Consider the following 20,508-nt stretch of genomic DNA (forward strand, 5'->3'; position numbering starts at 1 on the left):
GGGGCCTCTCCAGGTCCGGAGCGGCGGGGCGCCCGTCGCCATCCCGGGCGCCAAGCCTCGCGCGATCCTTGCGATGCTCGGGCTGCACGGTGGTTCGGTCGTGGCGGCCGAGACGCTGGTCGAGCTGCTCTGGGGCGAGGATCCGCCACGCACGGCGGCCAAGGCCCTGCAAACCCACATCTCCTCGCTGCGTCGCACCCTGGGCGACGGCTTCGTGCTGACGGCGGGCGCGGGTTGGATCCTGGCCGAGACGCAGGTGGACGCCGCGCGTTACAAGTCGGCCGCCCGGCTGGGGCGCGATGCCGCCGCGGCCGGTGACCACAGCCAGGCGGTGGCCCGCTTCGAGGAGGCGCTCGCCCTGTGGCGGGGAACCCCCGAGCTGCCCGACGGTCGGCGAGGAACCTCCGAGAAGACGCGGTGGATCGAGGGCCACGCCGCGCTGGTGGAGGATCGGGCCGATGCGCTGCTGGCGACGGGCCGGGCCGCGGAGATCATCGGCGAGCTCGAGGCCGCGGTGGCCGACGCGCCGCTGCGCGAGCGGCGCTGGGGCCAGCTGATGCTCGCGCTCTACCGCGCCGGCCGGCAGGGCGAAGCGTTGGGCGCCTACCAGCGTGCGCGGGCGCTGCTGGCCGACGAGTTGGGGGTGGATCCTGGACCGGAGCTTCGCCGGCTCGAGGCGGCGATCGTCGCGCAGGATTCCGCGCTGGAAACCCCTGCGGCACAACAATTCTCATCGGTGACGCGCGCCGTGACCTTCCTGCTGACCGACATCGAAGGGTCGACTGCCGCGTGGGAGGCCGACGCCGAGGCCATGGCGGTGGCGCTGGCCCGACACGACGAGCTCGTCGAGCAGGTCGTCACCTCCCGAGGAGGGCGGCTGATCAAGACCCGCGGCGAGGGCGACGCCACGTTCTCGGTTTTCGAGCGGCCGTCGGCGGCCGCGGCCGCGGCGATCGAGCTCCAGGATGCGATCGTCCACGAGCCGTGGGCGCTGCGGGAGCCCATGCGAGTTCGGGTGGCTCTGCACACCGGGGAGGTCGAGCTTCGCGACGGCGACTACTTCGGCCGCGCGGTCAATCGCGCCGCCCGCCTGAGGTCGCTGGCAGCCGGCGGCCAGATCCTGTGCTCCGGTGCGACCGCGGAGCTCGTCATCGACTCATTGCCCGATGACGTCGTGCTCGCCGACCTGGGAACCCGCCAACTGCGCAACCTCGCGCGTCCGGAACACGTTTTCGAGCTCCGGCTGCACGGCGCCGAAGAGCCTGGCGAAGACGCCCCGACCGAAGCGCCTCTGGAACGCCCGAGTCTGCCCGCGGTGCTCGGCGGCCGCGGGCCCTTCGTCGGGCGCGGCGACGAGCTCGAGCGATTGTCGGCCGCATGGCACACCGCACTCGCCGGCGGCACCAACGCCATGCTGATCGCCGGCGAACCGGGGGTCGGCAAGACGCGGCTGGCCGGCGAATGGTCCAGACAGGCTTACGACCAGGGCGCCCTGGTCATTTACGGCCGGTGCGACGAGGACCTCGGCGCGCCGTACCAGCCGTTCGCGGAGGCCCTGCGGTCGTTGGTGCCGTGTCTGGGCGCCGGCGCGCTTCGCGGGCTGCGGGGTGTGGAAGCCCTGCTGACACTGGTTCCCGGGCTGACCGATGTCCTTCCCGACGTGTCCGCGCCGACTCGCGCCGACCCGGACACCGAACGCTACGCGCTCTTCGATGCCGTGGTCGGGCTGTTGGCGATGGCCTCGGCGAGCGCGCCCGTCGTGCTGATCCTCGATGACCTGCATTGGGCGGCCAAACCGACGCTGCTGTTACTGCGGCATCTGCTGCGTTTCGGCGAACACGCGCGCGTGCAGATCATCGGCACCTACCGCAGCACGGACCTCGACCGCTCCCATCCCCTGGCGGCGATGCTCGCCGACCTCCATCGCGACGGCACGGCGAACCGCTTGGCGCTCAGCGGCCTCGACGAGGACGACGTGACGGCCTACGTCGCGGAGGCGGGTTACAACGACGAAGAATTGGCCCGGGCGTTGGCTTCTGTCACGGGCGGTAATCCGTTCTTCCTCATCGAGGCGTTGCGCCATGTCGATGAGAGCGGCGGCCGGTGGGACCAGAGCACGCTGCCGCAGGGGGTGCGCGAGGCGGTGAGTCGACGCCTGTCGCGGCTGCCGGCCGAGGCGAACAAGGCGCTGGCCGCCGCCGCCGTGGTCGGCAGCCGGTTCGCACTGGAACTGGTGGAACGCGTGGTCGGAGACGACCTGGTCGATGCTTTCGACGAGGCGTGCAAGGCAGGCATCGTCATCGAAGAGGCCGGGGGTCGGTACCGGTTCAACCACGCGATCGTCCGCCAGTCGCTGCTCGCCGAGTTGCCGTCGGTGCGGCGCATGCGGTTGCACCAGCGCATCGCCACCACATTGGAGGAAGAGCCGGGCGCCGACGACGAGCTGCTCGCCGAATTGGCCTACCACTACTTCGAATGCGCGTGGGCGGGCAATGCGGCGAAGGCCGTCGAATACTGTCGGCGCGCGGCCGACCAGGCGATGGCGCGACTCGCCTACGAAGGCGCCGCCGACCTGTACGACCGGGCGCTGCACGCACTGGAAGAGATCGACGAGGAACTGCCCGACCGCGACGATCAGGTCGCCGCGCTGCTGATCACCCGCTGCGAGGCCCTCCTGGCCGCCGGCGACGTGACGTCGGCGGCCAACGCCGTTACCCAATTGCAAACGGACACAGTCGGTTCCCCACATCTTGCGGCCTGGGCGACATGCTTCGACGGCCAACTCTCGATGCTGATCCATCCGGAACGACTCGACGAGGTCGAGGCCGCGGTTGGCGCCGCCGCCGACAAACTGGCGGAACTGGGCGACGCGGCCGGAGAAGCCAAGGCGCACACCGTTCGTGCCGGATGCCTCGCCCGGCTTGGGCGAATCGGCGACTGCGAGGTCGCCCTCGACGAGGCTCTCACGGCCGCGCGGCGCGCGCGTGAACACCGCCGGGTGAACGCGGTGCTGGCGAACGCACCCCTGGCCGCGTTGTGGGGCCCGAACCCCGTACCGCGTGCGGGCGGCCGGTGTCTGGACGTGGTGCGGCTGCTCCGGATCACCACCGACTCGCCGGCGGTCGAGGCGACGTCGACGCGCTGCCAGGCGGTGCTGGAGGCTTTCCGGGGACGGGCCGCGGCCGCGCGACGAATGATCGACTCGGCCCGTCGCACCGTAAGCGAGCTCGGGCTGCGCCATGCCCTGATGGAGGTCGAGCAGTTCGCCGGCATCGTGGAGTTGGTCGTAGACGAGCCACTGGCGGCCGAGCCCCATTTGCGCAAGGCCTACAACGGCTTTCGCCGCATGGGCCTCGACGCCGACACCGCCGAGACGGCGGCGCTGCTGGGCCGCACGTGCCTGGCGCTCGGCAACGATGACGAGGCGGCCGAATTGTGCGCCGAGAGCGAGCGTCTCGCCGGTCACGCGCTCAAGGCGTCGATCGCCTGGCGCACTCTTCGGGCGCGGCTGCTGTCCCGCGGCGGTGACCACGGCCAGGCGCGCCGGGTCGCCGAGGAGGCCGTCGCGCTGGCCGAACGCACCGACGCGTTGGTGGATCACGCCGACGCATGCCTGGCACTGGCAACGGTTTTGGGCGCGGTCGGCGACGTTGCGGGTGCGCGAGCCGCCGCAGAGCGTGCCGTCGAATTGTATGAACGCAAAGGCGCCGGTGCGCTGGCGGAGAGGGCGCGGCTCATTCTGGGATCCGAACCACCCCCCGCCCCGGTGTCCCCCGAACCGCCGGTCGTCGAACTCGAAAACGCTTGCGTGCGAGCGGGCGAACGCGTCGTGTCTGCCATTGATCGCCAGGCGCGGGACGAACTCGAGGAGCTGTTTTCCGCCCGCCCATTTATCGAGAGTCGCCGAAAGGTAGTCGGATTTACGCAATCCGATCTGTCATCGGACTGGCTAGAAGCGAACCGGCCCATTCTCGAGGCGGGCGACATGCGGATCAGCCAAGTGGTGATCGCGGTGCGGGGTGAGCGCCTAGCCCTCTCCCGGCTAAGGGTGGACAGCGGCGATGTCAGCGCCGGGGCGCCCTATGATGAATTTCTCAGCCTCTACGGCATCGACGACGAAAGCCGAATATCCCTGCAGATATGGTTCGACGTCGACGACCTGGACGCCGCAATGGCCGAGCTCGACGCCCAATTCCAAGCGGAGCACCCGACTGCGCGGCGGTTGGAAAACACGGCAACGCGCGTATTCGAGGCCGAGTGGAAGCACTTCGCGGCGCGCGACTGGCGCGCCATGGCTGAACTCGTGGCCGATGACTATGTCGGCATCGATCACCGGCGGGTCGTCAGTGCCGAGACACAACACAGTCGCGATGAGGTGGTCAGAGACTTGCAGGCGGCGGCCGACGTCGGCTTCGCGATCTCGATGGTGAGCGCCGTCGCGATCCGAGGGCAGCGTCTCGTGCTGGCACGTGTGCGCGCCTCCGGCCGCGACCCCGCGGCGGCCGAAAACGACGCCCTCAACGTCGTCGAGATCGACGAAGACGACCGGATCGCAAGCGTCGTCACGTTCGATCTCGAAGACATCGAGTCCGCGGTCAACGAGCTCGACGCGCGCTTTGCCGCCGGTGAAGGGTCCCGGTACGCCCGCACATGGTCGGTAGTGACGAGTGCTCTCACTGCCCACAATCGGCGCGAACTCCCGGCGGCAACACCGGATGCGGTGACTATCGACCACCGCCGAGTGGCGACGTTTGCGCCCGGTGAGGGTCTGGAATACCTCCGTGCCGGCTGGGATCTCGACCAACAGCTCGACATTTATGTCGAAACGGAACATCGCCTGAACGACCAGGGCGCCGTTTTCACGTGGGCGGGACATGGAACATCGCACGACGGTTTCACCGCGGAGTGGCGCGGGGTCGACCTGATGATGGTCGACGGCGAAATGATCAGTCGTGTAGAGGTGTTCGAAGAGGCCGACCTTGACGCCGCGATCGAAAAGTTCGAAAAGCTCAGTCGGCCGGCACCACGACTGGAAAACGTGGCCAGCCGAGCCTATCAACGCTTGCTAGGCCTTTTGACGACCCAAGACTGGGATGCCTTGGGCGCACTGGTGGCCCCCGAGTTGTTCAACGACGACCGTCGGCGCGTGGTGAACGCCGGTGTCAGACATGGCCGAAGTGCCGGGATCGAACAGGTCCGGTCGTTGGCCGCGGTCGGCTTCACGCTCACGTTGGTCCGGGTTGAAGCGATCCGCGGCGCGTCCCTCGCACTTGTGCGCATGCGCGCGTCAGGTCGCGACCCAGAGACGGTTCAAAACGATGCCTTAAACATCCTTGAGGTTGACGCCGAGGGGCGGATCAACGCGGTCGTCGTGTACGACCTCCACGACGTCGACTCCGCCCTGGCCGAACTCGACGCGCGCTACCTCGCCGGCGAAGCCGCCGCCCACGCGCACACGTGGTCGGTGATCACGCAGGCATACGCCACGCTCAACAGGTACGAGATGCCTGAAACTACAACGGACTTCGTGAGCGCCGACCATCGCAGAGGGGCTGCGTTCGCGCCGGGTGACCTGATCGCATATGTCCGTGCCGCTTGGAATCTCGCGCAACAAGGCACAACCCACATTGAAACTGTGCATCGGCTGACCGACGTCGGAGCGATCGTCACCCATGTAACGCGGGGAACGTCCCAAAAGGGCTTCGAAGCCGAGTGGCGGGAACTCGTCCTGCTGACTCTCGACGGTGACCTGCTCAGCCGCTGTGAGTTATTCGGCGAGGAAGACCTGGACCTCGCGATCGCGCGCTTCGACAAGCTGACCCAGCCGGCATTGCAGCTGGAAAATGCGGCAAGCCAAATGCACAAGCGCCTGCAATCCGTCTTTGCGGCCCGCGATTGGGACACGATGTCCGCTGTTATGGCCGACGACATTCGCCTTGACGACCGTCGCCGAACGGTGAATTCCGGTATCCGAGAAGGCAGTGCGGCCATTCTCGAGGAGATGTCGGCAACGGTCCGGATCGGCGTCAAAACCATGACGTCTGATGTCGTCGCGGTCCGAGGTGACCGCCTGGCACTGTGCCGTAGCCAAACCTGGGGACGCGACACGGGGCCGGAGGCATTCCACACCGATGTCTTCGACGTCTTTGAGCTCGACGCCGCAGGGAAGGTTTCGGCGCGAATCGTGTTTGACCTGGACGACTTCGACGCCGCCGTGGCCGAGCTCGATGCGCGCTACCTCGCCGGCGAAGCCTCGGCCCACTCGCACACCTGGTCGCTCGTCACCGAGGCGTTCGCGGCGCTGAACCAGCGGAGAATCCCCAAGACGACACCAGACTGGGCGAGCATCGACCACCGACGACTCGCATCAATCGGTTCGGGTGATTTGGGCGCATACCTCCTTGCGTCGTGGGAACTTTCGCCGAAGTCCCAGATATACGTTGCGGCTGTGCACCGACTCAGCAGTGTCGGCGCGGTGCTCACCCACGTGGCGATTGGGACCTCGCCGGACGGTTTTGACGCCGAGTGGCAAGTGATCGACGTGATGATATTTGACGGCGATCAGATCAGCCGCAGCGAGCTGTTCGACGAGACAGACCTGGACGCCGCGCTCGCCCGGCTCGACGAGCTGAGCCGACCGACGTCACCGCTGCAAAACCCGGCAAGCCAAGTGGTCCACGGTTTTTTGGCGCACTTCGCGACTCGCAACTGGGAAGCCATCGCGGAAGCGATGGCCGACCAATACCTGGTTGACGATCGCCGTCGCACCGTGAACGCCGGAGTCCGACGTGGCCGAGATGCCGCGGTTGATGATTTCCGGGCCGCGGCCGACGTCGGCTTCACGGAAGCGACGTCGACCGTCATCGCGACGCGCGGCACACACCTCGCCCTCACCGTTGTCCGGTTCTCGAGTACAGATCGGAGACCCGGGTCGTTCAAGATCGAAACCCTAGTCGTCGCTGAAATCAATGCGCGCAATAGGTTGGCGAATGCAGTCGTGTTCGAGCCCGACGACTTTGACGCCGCAATTGCCGAGCTCGACGCGCGGTATCTCGCCGGCGAAGCGGCGGCACACGCGCAGATCTGGTCGGCTATCACGCGCAGCTTTTCGTCGATCAATCGGCGCGAAATGCCCGCGACGACATCGGATTGGGTCAACATTGACCACCGGCGCGGTACGTCGATCGCACCCGGTGAAATGGCTGCATTGATGGGCGCCGCATGGAGTTCTGGGTCTGATCTGAGGTGCTTCATCGAATGGGTGCACCGTCTGAGCGATCGCGGCGTCGTCATCACGCACGTCGCACATGAGACCTCGCGAGAAGGATTCCACGCCGAATGGCGGGTGATCAGTGTGATCACGGTCGAAGGCGACCTGATCAACCGCACCGAAGTATTCGACGAGGCAAGCCTGGCTGCCGCGATCGCGAGGTTCGATCAGCTGAACCAGCCGGCGCCCCGGTTGGAGAACGCGGCTAGCCGAGTCGGTAAGCGGTACCTGGCCCGCTTCGCGGCGGCCGATTGGGACGCCATGGCCGAAATGCTGGCCGAAGACTTCACCAACGACGATCGCCGTCGGGTGGTGGGCTCGGGCATGCAACAGGGTCGCGATGCCCAGATCGCGGACATGCAGACGGTCGCGGACCTGTGGACGCGAAACGTGACGCCGACTGTCATGGCGATACGAGGAGAGCGCCTGGCGCTCATGCGTCTGCGCTTTGCGGACCAGAAGCAAGGGCCGGATGCGTTCCTCACCGAGGCGCTCGGGGTCCTTGAGATCAATGCCGACGACCGGATCGTCGCGGTGGTCTTCTTCGACGACGTCACGGCCGCCTTCGAGGAGCTCGACACTCGCTATCTCGCCGGTGAGGCGGCCGCCCATGCCAGGGCGTGGTCGGTCATTGTGGCAGGTTATGCCGCACTAAACCGGCACGAACTCCCCTCCACGACAACGGACTTCGCTAGCATCGACCATCGCCGAGGCGCGGCTCACGCCCCGGGTGAGTTGGTTGACTACGTCCGTGCCGGCTGGGAGCTCGACCAAAAAATTCGAACCTACCCCGAGGTGGTGCATCGGCTGAGCGACGTCGGGGCGGTCTACACCCATGTCGCGCACGGGACTTCGCGCGACGGTTTCGACGCCGAATGGCGAGGGATCAGTCTTACGACGGTCGAGGGTGACCTCGTCAGCCGCTCGGAAGTGTTCGACGAGACAGACTTGGACGCCGCGATCGCTCGATTCGAACAACTCAGTGAGCCGACTTCTCGCCCCGAAAACGCTGCGAGCCGGACCTACGAGCGGATCAAGGCGGCGTATGCGACTGGTGACATGCACTCGATCGCCGGGTTGCTCGCCGACGATGTCTGGACCGAGGACCGTCGCCACGTCGTCAACGCCGGCCTACGAAAAGGCCCCGACGCCGTAATCACCGAAATCTCGGGACTATACGAGGGTGCAGTCGAGGTGATGACAGAAGTGGTCGCGACCCGAGGCGATCGCCTTGTCCTGAGCCGCATCCGAAGCACCCTCCACGGGGACGGAGCTGAGGGATTTCACTCAGTCGGACTGGACATCCTTGAGATTGACGCCAACGGTCGGGTCGCAACACGCATTGTCTTCGACCGCGAAGACATCGACGCGGCGTTCGACGAACTCGATGCCCGCTATGTCGCCGGTGAAGCCAGGCCGCATGCGCACACCTGGTCGGTGATCGCAGACATCTACGCCCTGTTCAACCGCCAGGAACTCCCTGCAGTGGACTGGGTCATTGTCGATCACCGACGGGGCACGCCATTCGCGTCCGGCGAGCTGAACCCAGCTCTGCAGAGCTTCTTCGATCTCACCCCTGAATTTCGCGTCACCATCGAAACAGTGCACCGGCTCAACGACTTTGGAGCTGTCGTCACCATTGACTCGCAAGGATCTTCACGCGACGGCCTAGACGTCGAATGGCGCATGATTCAACTGCTCGTCGTCGAAGGCGACCGGCTCACCCGCTGCGAGCTGTTCGACGATACCGATCTGGACGCCGCGTTCGAACGATTCATCCAGCTCACTCAGTCTCCAGCCCAGCCGGATAATGCGACGACGCGGGTGGTTCAGCATTTCCTGACGCGCTTTGCCGTCCGCGACTGGGACGCCATGGCAGAGCTGATCGCCGACGACTTTTGCTCAGACGACCGCCGATCCGTCGTCAACGCCGGGATTCAACGTGGCCGCGAGGTCGAGCTAGCGAATTGGCGCGCCACCGCTGAGGTCTGGATGAGTGATGTGCGCGCGGCCGTCGTTGCGACCCGCGGCGAGCGTCTCGCGCTCTTCCGCTTTACCTTCGCGAGTCAAGATCCACTGCCCGCCTCGTCTCAGGCTGCGGCAGTTAGCGTCGTCGAGCTCAACGACGACAATCGATGCGCGGCGACCGTCGTGTTCGATCCCGACGACATCGACGCGGCGTTCGACGAACTCGATGCCCGCTACCTTGCGGGTGACGCGGCCGCCTACGCGCGCACATGGTCTGCGATATCAGGAGCTTACGCCGCGATCAACCGGCGCCAACTCCCCATGATGACAACGGACTTCGCGGATATCGACCATCGGCGAGGGGCGGCGTGGGCGCCCGGTGAACTGGTCGAATTCCTTCGTAGCGCATTGGATCAGACGCCTAACCTGACCATCCGCATCGCCGCGGTGCATCGGTTGAACGGGCAAGGCGCCGTCGTCACTCACGCTGCGAACGGAACCTCGCCAGACGGCTTCGATGCCGAGTGGCGAGAGATTCTCTTTCTGATCGTTGACGGCGACATGCTCAAGCATTGCGAGGTTTTCGACGAGGCCGACCTCGACGCCGCGTTCGCCCGGTTCGAAGAACTTTACCGTCCGACGGTGCGGCGGGAGAATACGGCGACACGAGTCGCTGGCCGCTTCTTCGCAAATGTCCAGGCCCGCGATTGGACAGCGATAGCCCAGACCATGGCCGACGACGGCTGCATCGACGATCGCCGTCGCGTGGTTAATGGCGGGCGTTGGGATGGTCGCGATGTCGTGATCGCAAATATCCGTGCTATCGGCGTGGGTGGGGCCAACATCGCATGGTCCGTGATCGCGATCCGCGGTGAGCGCCTAGCCCTGACACGTATCAGTTCCTCCAACCTCGGCCTGCGGCATGGAGAGTTCGAGAACGAAATGCTCGGCATCGCAGAGATCGATGCCGACGACCGAATGAAGGCTCAGGTCCTGTTCGACGCTCACGACGTCGAGGCGGCTTTTGCCGAGCTGGAGGCACGGTACATGGTCGGAGAGGCAGCGGGGTCTTCCCGCGCGTGGTCGGTCATCGCACAGGCCTATGCCGCGGTTAATCGTGGCGAGCTACCATCGACGACGCCGGACTGGACCAACATCGACCATCGACGCGGAATAGCGTTCCCACCGGGCAATTTGGAAGCGTATCTCGAAGCCTCATGGGACCTGCTCGCTCCGGGGCTCAACACCTACATCGAAATCGTGCATCGGTTGACCGACATCGGTGCGGTAGTCACTCGGGTGATAGAAGGGACGTCGAGCGACGGCTTCCAGGCCGAGTGGCGAGAGATCGGCATCTCAACCGTCGAAGGTGATTTGATCAGCCGCTCCGAGATCTTCGACGAAACAGACCTCGACCGCGCACTCGCACGGTTCGAAGAACTGCAACCGCGGGTGCGGCGCCTGGAAAATGCGGCAACCCAAGTGAGTGAACGGTTTTGGCGCAGCCTTATGACGCGAGATTGGGCGGCGATGGCCGAGATACTCGCCGAGAACGTCGTGTCGCATGACAACCGCCGGGTTGTCAACTCCGGTGAACTGCGCGGGCGAGAGACGAACCTCGCAAACGTGCGGGCGGTCGCTGAGGTCGGTTTCGAGGGTGTTGAGTCGACCCTCCTCGCGATTCGTGGGCAACGCCTTGCCCTCTTCCGTATCCGTTCCTCAGCCCACGGGCTTGAGCCCGGTGAGATTAGCGCGGACATGACCGGCGTCGTGGAGACCGACGTGGACAACCGGATGATCACTCACTCCATATTCGACGCCGAGGACTTCGACGCCGCTTTCGCCGAACTCGAGGCTCGGTACATGGCCGGCGAAGGGGCCAACCACGCGCGCATGTGGTCGCTGATCACGCAAGGCCATGCTCAGTTCAATAGGCACGAACTTCCAACGATGACGCCGGACGTGGTTTACGTCGACCACCGACGGGGCGTGACGATCGAGGGTGCCGACCTTGCCACATCTGTTCGCGCCGGGTGGGACCTTCTCCCGCAGGTGCACGCCTACGTAGCGACTGTGCATCGAGTGACCGAACTGGGGGCCATCGCCACCCAAGTGGTCAATGCGACCTCAAAAGAGGGCTTCGACGCCGAGTGGCTGATGATCACCATTTTCACCTTCGAAGGCGATCTGCTCAGCCGATACGAAGTCTTCGACGAGGCGGAGCTCGACACCGCGCTGGCGCGATTCGACGAACTGCACCAGCAACCGCGGCGACTGGAAAACGCGGCCAGCCGGGCACATGACCGCTTCTTCACGTACTTCCAGGCCCGCAACTGGGTGGCGATCGCCGAGATCCTGGCCGATGACGGTTTCATCGACGACCGTCATGACGTGGTGAATAGCGGGTTCTGGGACGGTCGGGACGCCGTAATCACAAACCTACAAGCCCTAGCTGAGGCGGCGCCCGCAACGTGGACGGCAACCGCGATACGCGGCGAGCGCCTCACTCTCACTCGTATCTGCTCCCCGAGCCGCGACCAGGAGCACGGAGAATTCAGCATCGAGATGCTCATCGTCGCCGAAATCGACACCAACGAGCGGATCGTGGCTCAGCTCGCATTCGACGTCGAGGACATCGACGCAGCCTTCGCGGAACTCGAAAGTCGTTACCTCGCCGGCGAAGCGGCCGACCACGCGGACACTTGGTCGCTGATGGTCAGTACCTATGCAACCCTCAACCGGCACGAGATACCCACTATTTCAACGGACTTCGTCAACATCGACCACCGGCGCGGGATCAAGTTCGAACCAGGCAACATTGTCAGGTATGTCCAGGCCACCTGGGAGATCGCGCCCGACCTCAAAATGTACATCGAGAAGGTGCATCGACTGACGGACGCTGGATCGGTCATAACGCACAGCGGGTACGGCACGTCTCATGAGGGTTTCGACGCCGAGTGGCGAGAGACGATTTTGTACACGTGCCGCGATGGCGTCATGAACCGCTGCGAGATGTTCGACGAAGAAGACCTCGAGGCCGCGCTCGCGCGCTTCGAGGAACTGCAACCTCATGCGCGTCGGTTGGAGAATGCGGCAACCCTTATCGATCAACGATTTTGGGAGCACTACGCGGTCGGTGACTGGGCCGCCGTGGCGGCGACCCTCGCCAACGACATGACTAATGACGATCGCCGATCGATTGTCAACGCCGGCATTCGACGAGGCCGAGAGTCGGAGGTCGCAAATATGCGGGCCCTCTCCGATATGGGCGTCACGACCGTCACCTCGACGATCATCGCGACCCGCGGCGACCGGCTTCTCCTCAGGCGTACCCGCTTCTCGCTGGACGAGGGGCCCGAGGACTTCAACGCCGAGCTGCTCTGCGTCGTCGAACTTGACGCCGCAAATCGGATAGCGACACGCGTCCTGTTCGACCCCGACGACGCGGACGCCGCCTTCGAAGAACTCGACGCGCGGTACCTCGCCGGTGAGGCGGCCGCGCACGCGCGAACGTGGTCGATCATCGCGGGTTCCTATGCTTCGATGAACCGGCGCGAGCTGTTTCCGACGACACCGGATTGGGTGAACATCGATCACCGACGACCTGGGATGTTCGAGGAAGGTGGCCTGAAGGCATCCCTGCGTTCGCTGTGGCAGTTGACCTCGGACCTGACCTTCCGGATAGTGGCCGTGCATCGCTTGACTGATGCGGGCATGGTTTGCTCCCATGTGGCCCAGGGTGTTTCACACCACGGCTTTGACGCCGAGTGGCGAGGGATCGAAGTCCAGACCATCGAGGGTGATCGGATTAATCGCTGCGAAATCTTCGATCAGGAAGACCTAGACGCCGCGCTGGCGCGGTTCGACGAGATCACCGCGGCCAGGCCCGTCGGTGACTGATACAGTCCCGCGACAACAACCGCTCTATCTCTTGGCGGACAGCCAGCTGCTCTTCTGGAAACGGCGAGACCGGCTGATCCTCGATGCAGCCCTCGATGGATTATGCTGCGGGACAACCGTTACCGCGGCCTACATCGGCGCCTCCAACGGAGATCGTCCGGAGTACTACGGAATCTTCGAGGCGGCGATGGATGCCGTCGGCATCACCGACCGGCGCATGATCGCCTCGTCATTCGGCCCGCAAGACCGCGCCTTCCTCGAGAATGCCGCGTTGATCGTCCTCGCGGGCGGTGACGTGCGTCTCGGCTGGAACACCATCGAAAAGACGGGGCTGAAAGAGGTGATTCTGGACCGGCACACCAAAGGAGCAGTCCTGGTCGGCATTTCGGCCGGGGCGGTCCAGCTCGGACGCTACGCAATTGTCGAGGCGCCGGAATCCGCGGTGCCCGAGCGGCTCGACGTGTTAGACCTCGTCCCCATGGCCGTCGACGTGCACGACGAGCGGGCCGGGTGGGGACGGCTGTCGCGGACCATTGAAGACCTGAACGGGACGGCCGCCGGGCTCGGCATCCCGTCCGGCGGGGGCGTCATCGCCCACGCGGACAGCACCATCGAGCCCCTGCGCCGTCCCGCACGCAAATTCGTCTTCGACGGCGCTCGCATCGTGCACTCAACCTTGCCCGCAGACTAGGCACGGCGTCGTTGCGGCCGGTGCGCGGCGAGCACGTCGGCGTTGGCCAACGACTGGGCCTCCGCGGCCAGCGTCGAAGCCCTGTTGGCGTACGCAATCGCGTCGGCGGCGTTGCTTGCCTCGTGGGCGTGCGCCGCCGCCAAATGCCCTTTTGCATCCTCTAATCGGGCCTGCGCCTTGGTGCCGATGCTCTGGCGATGGCTGGTGACGTAGTCGGAGATCTGGCGCATTCTGGCATCCGCGGTGGCCAAGGCCTGCGCCAATGACTGCCCATCAATACTCCCGTGCCCAGCGCTGACGGCGGCGCGTCGGCGCTGCCGGCGCGCCACATAGACCAGGAGAAGTGCCGCGACGACGACCACGGCGACACCGCCGATGACGATCGGCAGCCAAGGCCGCTTCGATGAGCTTGGCGGCTCGGGCAATTTCGCCGATTTGTCCAGCCCGTCCGCCGCGGCGACGGCGGCACCCGCCCAATTCTTCGTGGCCACCGCGGGGTCAATTTTGCTGCGCTGCAGGTCGCTTGATTCGGTCGCGGTGAGACTGCGCGGCGGCACGGTGAACGTGTACAGCTTGGTGTTGGTGGCCACGGCGAGCAGCGCGTCCTGGTCGCCCAGCCGGCTTTCGCTACGGGTGCGTTCGGCCCAGTTGTCGGGCTTATACCTGTTGAAGTTGTCGACGTAGACGACCCACAGCCAAATGTGCTGGTCGTGATAGAGCCGGTCGATCGCCGAGCTGACCGCGGCCCGGTCTGCGTCGGTCAGCGCCCCGGTGTTGTCGGTGATGTGATCCGTGAGCTTGGACGGGGGTTGCGCGGCGGCGGGGTTCGCCACCGGCAGCCCCACCGCGAGGATCGTCAGAATCACACCGACCAGGCGAACGACGCGCATACCGGTAATTTAGCCGTGATTCACGCATGCGGAGTGACGAGGAACTTTTCTCCGGTGGCTCGCTTGAGGTACGCGTTGAACGCCTCGGGTTTGAGCATGCCCGCGAGCGATACCTCGCGGGTATAGCTACTCGCGAACGTCGTGGTGAGCTCCGCGGCGACCCGGGCACGCAGCCGGCCGATCGTCTCGGCCCCCGCGCTCTGCAGAAACGGGGTGAGCAGCCACCCGCCCGCACCCCAAGCCATTCCGAAGTTTCTGTTGAGCACGGTGGGGCCGGTGTCGAGGGCGCCGTAGATGTACACCCGCTTGTGAACGCTCGACCCGTAGCGCGAGTACTGGGCCGCGGTCGAATTGGCCGCCTCCTCCATGCCATTGAGGATCTGGCTCGCCAGCGTTCCGCCACCCGTGGCGTCGAACGCGAGCGTGGCCGATGTCGCCTTGAGCGCCTCGACGAGATCGGTCGCGAACGACGGCGACGTCGAGTTGAGCACATGGGTCGCGCCGAGAGACTTCAGCAACTCCTCCTGTTCGGGCTTGCGGACGATGTTGACCAGCGGTATCCCGTCCTGCTGGCACAGCTTGACCAGCATCTGGCCGAGGTTCGAGGCCGCGGCGGTGTGCACGAGAGCGGAATGCCCTTCGCGGCGCATGGTTTCGGTCATGCCCAGCGCCGTCATCGGGTTGACGAAGGACGACGCCCCGTCCCGGGCCGTAGCGCCCTCTGGCAGCACTAGACAGGCGGATGCGTCGACCGCTCGGTATTGCGAGTACATCGCGCCACCCGCGATTGCCACCGTCTTTCCAACCAACGCCTGGGCGGCTTCGGACGACCCCGCGGCCACCACCGTGCCCGCGCCCTCGTTGCCGACGGGAAGCGACTTGTCCAGTCGAGCCGACAGCCCCTTGAGGCTGGCCTCGCCGACAGGCGCGGTGACGACGGGACGCTCCGGCGTGCCCGCGACCGTCGCCTCGGTCATGTCCGCGCTGCCAATCAGCAGGCCCAGGTCCGACGGGTTGATGGGCGAGGCCTCCACACGCACCACCACCTCATTGACCTCGGGGGTCGGTACCGGCACCTCGTGCAGCGAGAGTTCGAGCGTGCCCTCCGACGTCACCAACGAACGCAGTTCCAGGGCGGTGTCGGGCAGATCTGCGGACATGGGCGGTTCCTCGTTCCTGTCAGGGTGCATCTGTCGTCCTCAACGTCACACCCGGCTACACATCTTCCGCCGCGGCGTCGAGGTAAAACCAGCGGCCGGCGCGGCGCTCGAAGCGGCTGCGCTCGCGCAGAGCGCCCATGCGGCCGCCCGACTCGAACCGGGCCGCGAATTGCACCTCGCCAGAATCGTCGTCCGGGCCGCCGGCGACGACGTCGAGCACGTCGAGGCCGGTCCAGGTGATGTTGGGATCGATGACCACGTCGGCCGGGCGGGTGCGCGGGTGCCAGGTGCGAAACAGGTAGTCGGCATCACCGTGCGCGAACGCCGAATACCTCGACCGCATCAACTCCTCGGCCGTTCGGGCCTGGACCTCGCCATCGTGCAGCGGACCGCAACACGCGCGATAGGCGTTGCCGCTGCCGCAGGGACACGGTTCATTCATGTCACGAGTCGGCTCGCCACCTGAGGGGCACATGAACCGGGTACCAACCGTCGAAGATTTGGCTGGGAGCAGGACTGTAGGGGTTGGGATACCACGCTTTGGGGACGTCCCCGGCATCCCAGTCGAACCAGAAGAACGGGACCTCGGCAAGCCACACTTCGAAGAACAGGCTCAGCAGATCGCGGACGAGGTGCGACGCCGGGCACCGGTGCGGCCCTCCCCCAAAGCTCCAATTTCGTTGCGGGCCATCCAATTTGAAGGTGTGACCCGACATTTCGTCGGCCTCGTCGCGGTGGACCAGCCCGACACACAGGTGGACAGGGGACCCGGCGGGAATCGTCGTCGCGCCGATTGTCACGCTGCGACTGGTGATTCGTGACACGGTTTTGGCCCCGCCATCCAACCGCAGCAGCTCCTCGATGAAGCTGCGTAGCTTATCGGGGTTTTCGCGTAGCTCCCGCTGAAGCGTGGGCCTGCGCGCCAGCACCGCCAGTCCGGCCTTCATCGCGAACGACGCGAAGATCAAACCGCGCAGTACCGACCCGATTATTCCGAGCACTTCTTCGTCGGTGAGCGCTTCGCCGGCGAGGCGGCTGATCACATCGGCGCCTCCGCGCGGCTTACGGCGGGCGGCGCCCACCAGCTGCGGGTTGAGCGCTTCGAGGCCGACGTCCGCCGGCAGCCCCGAAACCGCGACGAATGCTGCGCGCCAGGCAAAGTCAGCGGCATTAACGCCGTCGCAGTGGTCCAGTTGCGTCGCGACGTCGCGCACGCCGTCTTCGATGATTCCGCGCACGGGCTTCAGCATTTCCCGCGAATTGCCCGGATTGAACAACAAGTCGACCATGATTTTGCGGTACGGCCCGAACGGCGGATTGCCGGGCATCAGTTCGCTTTGGCGGCTGGCGAATAACTCGCCGTCACGTACCGCGGCCAGGACGTCGTCCCGTCGCCACAACACGTAGGTGCCGTCGGGCTCCCGCAGTACCCTCTGACCGGACCGTTGCGCGGCGGCCAGCCACTCCCGAAAACCGGCGGCGGCAATCTCGTCGGACCGCATGACTTCCGCCGCGGCGGACGCGGCCTCGCCCGCAGACTCGGTCACGGCGCACCACCCATACGGGCTAATTTAGCCGGAATCAGCTCTCACCGATCTCGAAGGTGAATTCGTGGCCGCAGATGCGAATGCGGTCACCGTCGGCCAGCGTCGCGCTGGTGCGGATCCGCTGCTCCGCGACTTCGACTCCGTTGGCCGACTGGAGATCGGTGATCACGAAGCTGTTGCCGGTGTCGACGAGCACCGCGTGAAAGCGGCTCACGGTGTCGTCGTCGAGGACGATGTCATTGTCGGCGAGCCGCCCGATCCTGGTGGCCGCCCCTCGCAGGGGATAACGCCGTCCGGTGGCGTCGCGCAGCTGGGCAACGGCGGACATCCGAGCCTCGGTACGCCACTGGAACGTGCTGGCGGCACGCTTCGCGGTCGCGCGCGCCGCGTGCTTGACATCCAGCGGCTCCTGGCTCAAAACCCTTTGGTGAAGGCTTCGCAACGCTGGGCCAGGGTCGATGCCGAGGTCCTCGGCGAGCGCACTCTTCAGTCGGCCGTATGCGTCAAGTGCATCGTATTGGCGGTCCGCGACGTAGTAGCCAGTTATCAACTGCGCCCACAGCGGTTCTCGGTACGGGTGCTCGGCCACCAGCGCCTCCAATTCGGGAATTATGGAGTGTGTTCGCCCGCAAGCGATTTCGGCTTCGGCCCGTACGGTCAGGGTCACCAACCTGTCCTCCGCGAGCGCGGCGGCGAATGGCCCGACGAACTCGAAGTCACGGAGGTCTTCGAGGACCGGTCCGCGCCACTCGGCCAGCGCGTCCGATAGGTGGCCGCTGGCCTGTTCGAACCGGCCTGCGGCGGCGGCCTGGATCCCCGCCTTCTGCGCGATTGCGAAGCGGCCGAGGTCGCAGTCCGCGTCGGGCACGTTGAGCCGATATCCCGGTGGGGCACTGACCAGAACTGCGGCCGGATCCACCCCGGCGCCGCTGACCAGTCGGCGCAGCCTGGACACGTGCGCGTGCAGGCTCGCCCGGGCCTCGGGAGGCGGGCGCTCCTGCCACGCGGCGTCGATCAGTGAGTCGATGGAGACGGTGCGGTTCCGGTTGACCAGCAGCGTCGCCAGCACCGCCCGCTGTTTGGCCGGCCCGAGCGGAAGGTCGGTGCCGTCGGCGCGCATCTGCAACGGCCCCAACACGCCAAACTGGAGAGCATTCTGGGCCATCGCGGTGGCAATCCCTTCAGCCGGCGTTACACCCCATTTTGGGGTGCGGTCTGCGCCGTCACCAGAGGTAGACGCGCGCGCTGCTGCCCCCGACGCAGGTGATCCAGCTTTCCCCGGGGTGCTGCTGACAATGCATGAGGAAGTTCGATCCGTTGCACAGCGCACCGGGCACCGTTTTGCAGTCGACAGCCCCCGGCGCCGAAACGGCGCGTGGCAGCGGACTGGCGTTGCCGTATTCCGCCCAATACGACGTCAGCACGCTGTTGGCGAAAAGGCATGAGGTTTCGGGTGTCCCGCGTCCGGCACGGCTGCCGAAGCCGGTGGCCGTCGGCAACGAGAAGCCTTGGTCGCAGGACTGATGCAGGCTGCTCATGTCGGGTCCGGTGATCAGTGGGGGCTGGACGGCGCGCGCGGGTGGGGTCTGTTGCTGGCCAGTCGGCGAGTGGACGAGAAGGCCGACGGCGACTGCGATTCCCGCGAGAATCAGGGCGGCCGCGGCCCCGATCACGGTCGGTAGCACCCAGCGCCGCCGGCGCCCTTCCGACCGGGGCTGCCGATGTTCCGCCGCGCCGAGCTGGTCCGTCGGGCCGCCGGAGGCCATGGCGGCGGCGGTGAACGGTCGCGTGCGGTCACCGTCGGCCGATGAGCTTCCCAACGCGCGCTGCGCGGCGCGGGCGAGGCCGCCCGCCGTCGCGTACCGGTCGTCGGGGTGCTTGGCCATTCCGCGGGCGACGACGTCGTCGAACGCCGGGGGAACCCGCCGATTCAACGCGCTCGGGCGGGGCGGCGGCAAGGCGAGATGTGCCGCCACCAGATGCTCGAGGCTGTCGCCGTCGAACGGAGCGTCGCCGGTCAGCGACTCGTACAACACGCACGCCAGTGAGTAGACGTCGACGGCGGGTGTGGCCACCTTGCCGTTAAATCGTTCGGGCGCCATGTAATTTAACGTGCCGATCTGGGTGCCGACCGTCGTCAGCCGCGGATCGGCCGTGGTCTGCGCGATTCCGAAGTCGACGAGATACACGAAATCCGCGGGGGTGACGAGGATGTTCTGCGGCTTGACGTCGCGATGGATCAATCCTTCACCGTGCGCGGCGTCGAGCGCGTCGGCGACCTGACTGACGATGGTCACCGCCCGTGCGGGCGCCAGCGGCCCCTCCGCGATGAGGTCGAAAAGGGTCTGCCCCTGCACCAAACGCATGTCGATGTAGAGGTTGCCGTCGATCTCACCCCAGTCGTGGATCGGAATGACATGCGGTTCTTGCAGCATCGCCGCCGCCTGGGACTCCCGCTGGAACCTGGTCCGGAAGGTGGTGTTCGCTGAGAGCTCTTCGGCGAGCACCTTGAGCGCGACGGTCCGCCTCTTGCCGGTGTCGTAGGCCTCGTACACCACCCCGCCGCCGCCCTTGCCGATCCGGCGGGTGATGTCGTATTTGCCGAACGTCGTGCCGACGCGCGAGTCCACCGCCATCGCCCTCGATTCCTCGGGTACCGACGCAGTATCTCCCCTGCCGGGCGAGCGACGCACCCGTTTGCCGCAAAGCCGTCGCGACCGGTTCGGCGGCCCCGCAAGGTTCGCGCAAGAAACACGCAAGGCCCCCGCCGCAACCTTTCCGTGACCGGGCATCGAGGCCCACCGCAACCACAAACTGTCCTACCGAAGGAACCGAAGATGGCCACACTGTCACACCCCCGGAGCCTGCGCACCGGACTCCGACGAAAGATGGCGTCCGCGCTCATAGCGATGGTCGCCGGCTCGGCAACGATCACCCTCGCGCCAACGGCCCACGCCGAGCCCGAGGCGATGGCGGCCCACGGCGTCGAGGCGCCACTGTCGGCCGTCCCGTGGTCACAGGTCGGCCCGGGCTGGTTGCTCGCCATGTGGAGCCCCGCCCCCGGACTGCACCCCGGGGCCTT

General features: G+C 66.1%; 8 protein-coding genes and 1 pseudogene. 3 read left to right on the forward strand and 6 right to left on the reverse strand.

Annotation, left to right across the window (positions count from 1 at the left end):
• The first annotated feature begins 73 nt into the window (after nt 1-73).
• Nucleotides 74-13,138, forward strand: coding sequence for a BTAD domain-containing putative transcriptional regulator (locus A5730_RS04040; protein ID WP_067895925.1), 13,065 nt, complete (start codon nt 74-76; stop codon nt 13,136-13,138).
• Nucleotides 13,131-13,829, forward strand: coding sequence for a Type 1 glutamine amidotransferase-like domain-containing protein (locus A5730_RS04045; RefSeq protein ID WP_067895927.1), 699 nt, complete (start codon nt 13,131-13,133; stop codon nt 13,827-13,829). Before A5730_RS04040 ends, A5730_RS04045 begins: the two co-directional genes overlap by 8 nt.
• On the opposite strand, the gene A5730_RS04050 is transcribed toward A5730_RS04045, so the two are convergent.
• From A5730_RS04050 to A5730_RS04075, 6 genes are all read right to left on the reverse strand, one after another.
• Entirely contained in the window at nt 13,826-14,719 is an 894-nt protein-coding gene (locus A5730_RS04050) for a TPM domain-containing protein (RefSeq protein ID WP_067895933.1), read from the reverse strand. The genes A5730_RS04045 and A5730_RS04050 overlap by 4 nt on opposite strands.
• A gap of 20 nt (nt 14,720-14,739) precedes the next feature.
• Complete coding sequence (locus tag A5730_RS04055; protein ID WP_067895935.1) at nt 14,740-15,879, reverse strand: zinc-binding dehydrogenase; 1,140 nt, start codon at nt 15,877-15,879, stop codon at nt 14,740-14,742.
• Between the two features lie 55 nt (nt 15,880-15,934).
• Nucleotides 15,935-16,321, reverse strand: a complete 387-nt coding sequence (locus A5730_RS04060) for a YchJ family protein (RefSeq protein ID WP_067895937.1) — start codon at nt 16,319-16,321, stop codon at nt 15,935-15,937.
• Nucleotide 16,322: 1 nt separating this feature from the next.
• Complete coding sequence (locus tag A5730_RS04065; protein ID WP_197506137.1) at nt 16,323-17,207, reverse strand: cytochrome P450; 885 nt, start codon at nt 17,205-17,207, stop codon at nt 16,323-16,325.
• Between the two features lie 253 nt (nt 17,208-17,460).
• Nucleotides 17,461-18,591 (reverse strand): BTAD domain-containing putative transcriptional regulator, encoded by a 1,131-nt coding sequence (locus A5730_RS04070; RefSeq protein WP_067895942.1) that lies wholly within the window; start codon nt 18,589-18,591, stop codon nt 17,461-17,463.
• Nucleotides 18,592-18,649: 58 nt separating this feature from the next.
• The gene (locus A5730_RS04075) at nt 18,650-20,062 is read right to left on the reverse strand and encodes a serine/threonine-protein kinase (protein ID WP_067895946.1); all 1,413 of its coding nucleotides are present in this window, start codon (nt 20,060-20,062) and stop codon (nt 18,650-18,652) included.
• A 201-nt stretch (nt 20,063-20,263) separates the two neighbouring features.
• Between A5730_RS04075 and A5730_RS04080 the strand changes: the two are divergent.
• Nucleotides 20,264-20,508: pseudogene (locus tag A5730_RS04080) on the forward strand (hypothetical protein); the annotation flags it as partial.

This window comes from Mycobacterium sp. ACS4054 (assembly GCF_001667275.1).
GTDB lineage: Bacteria > Actinomycetota > Actinomycetes > Mycobacteriales > Mycobacteriaceae > Mycobacterium.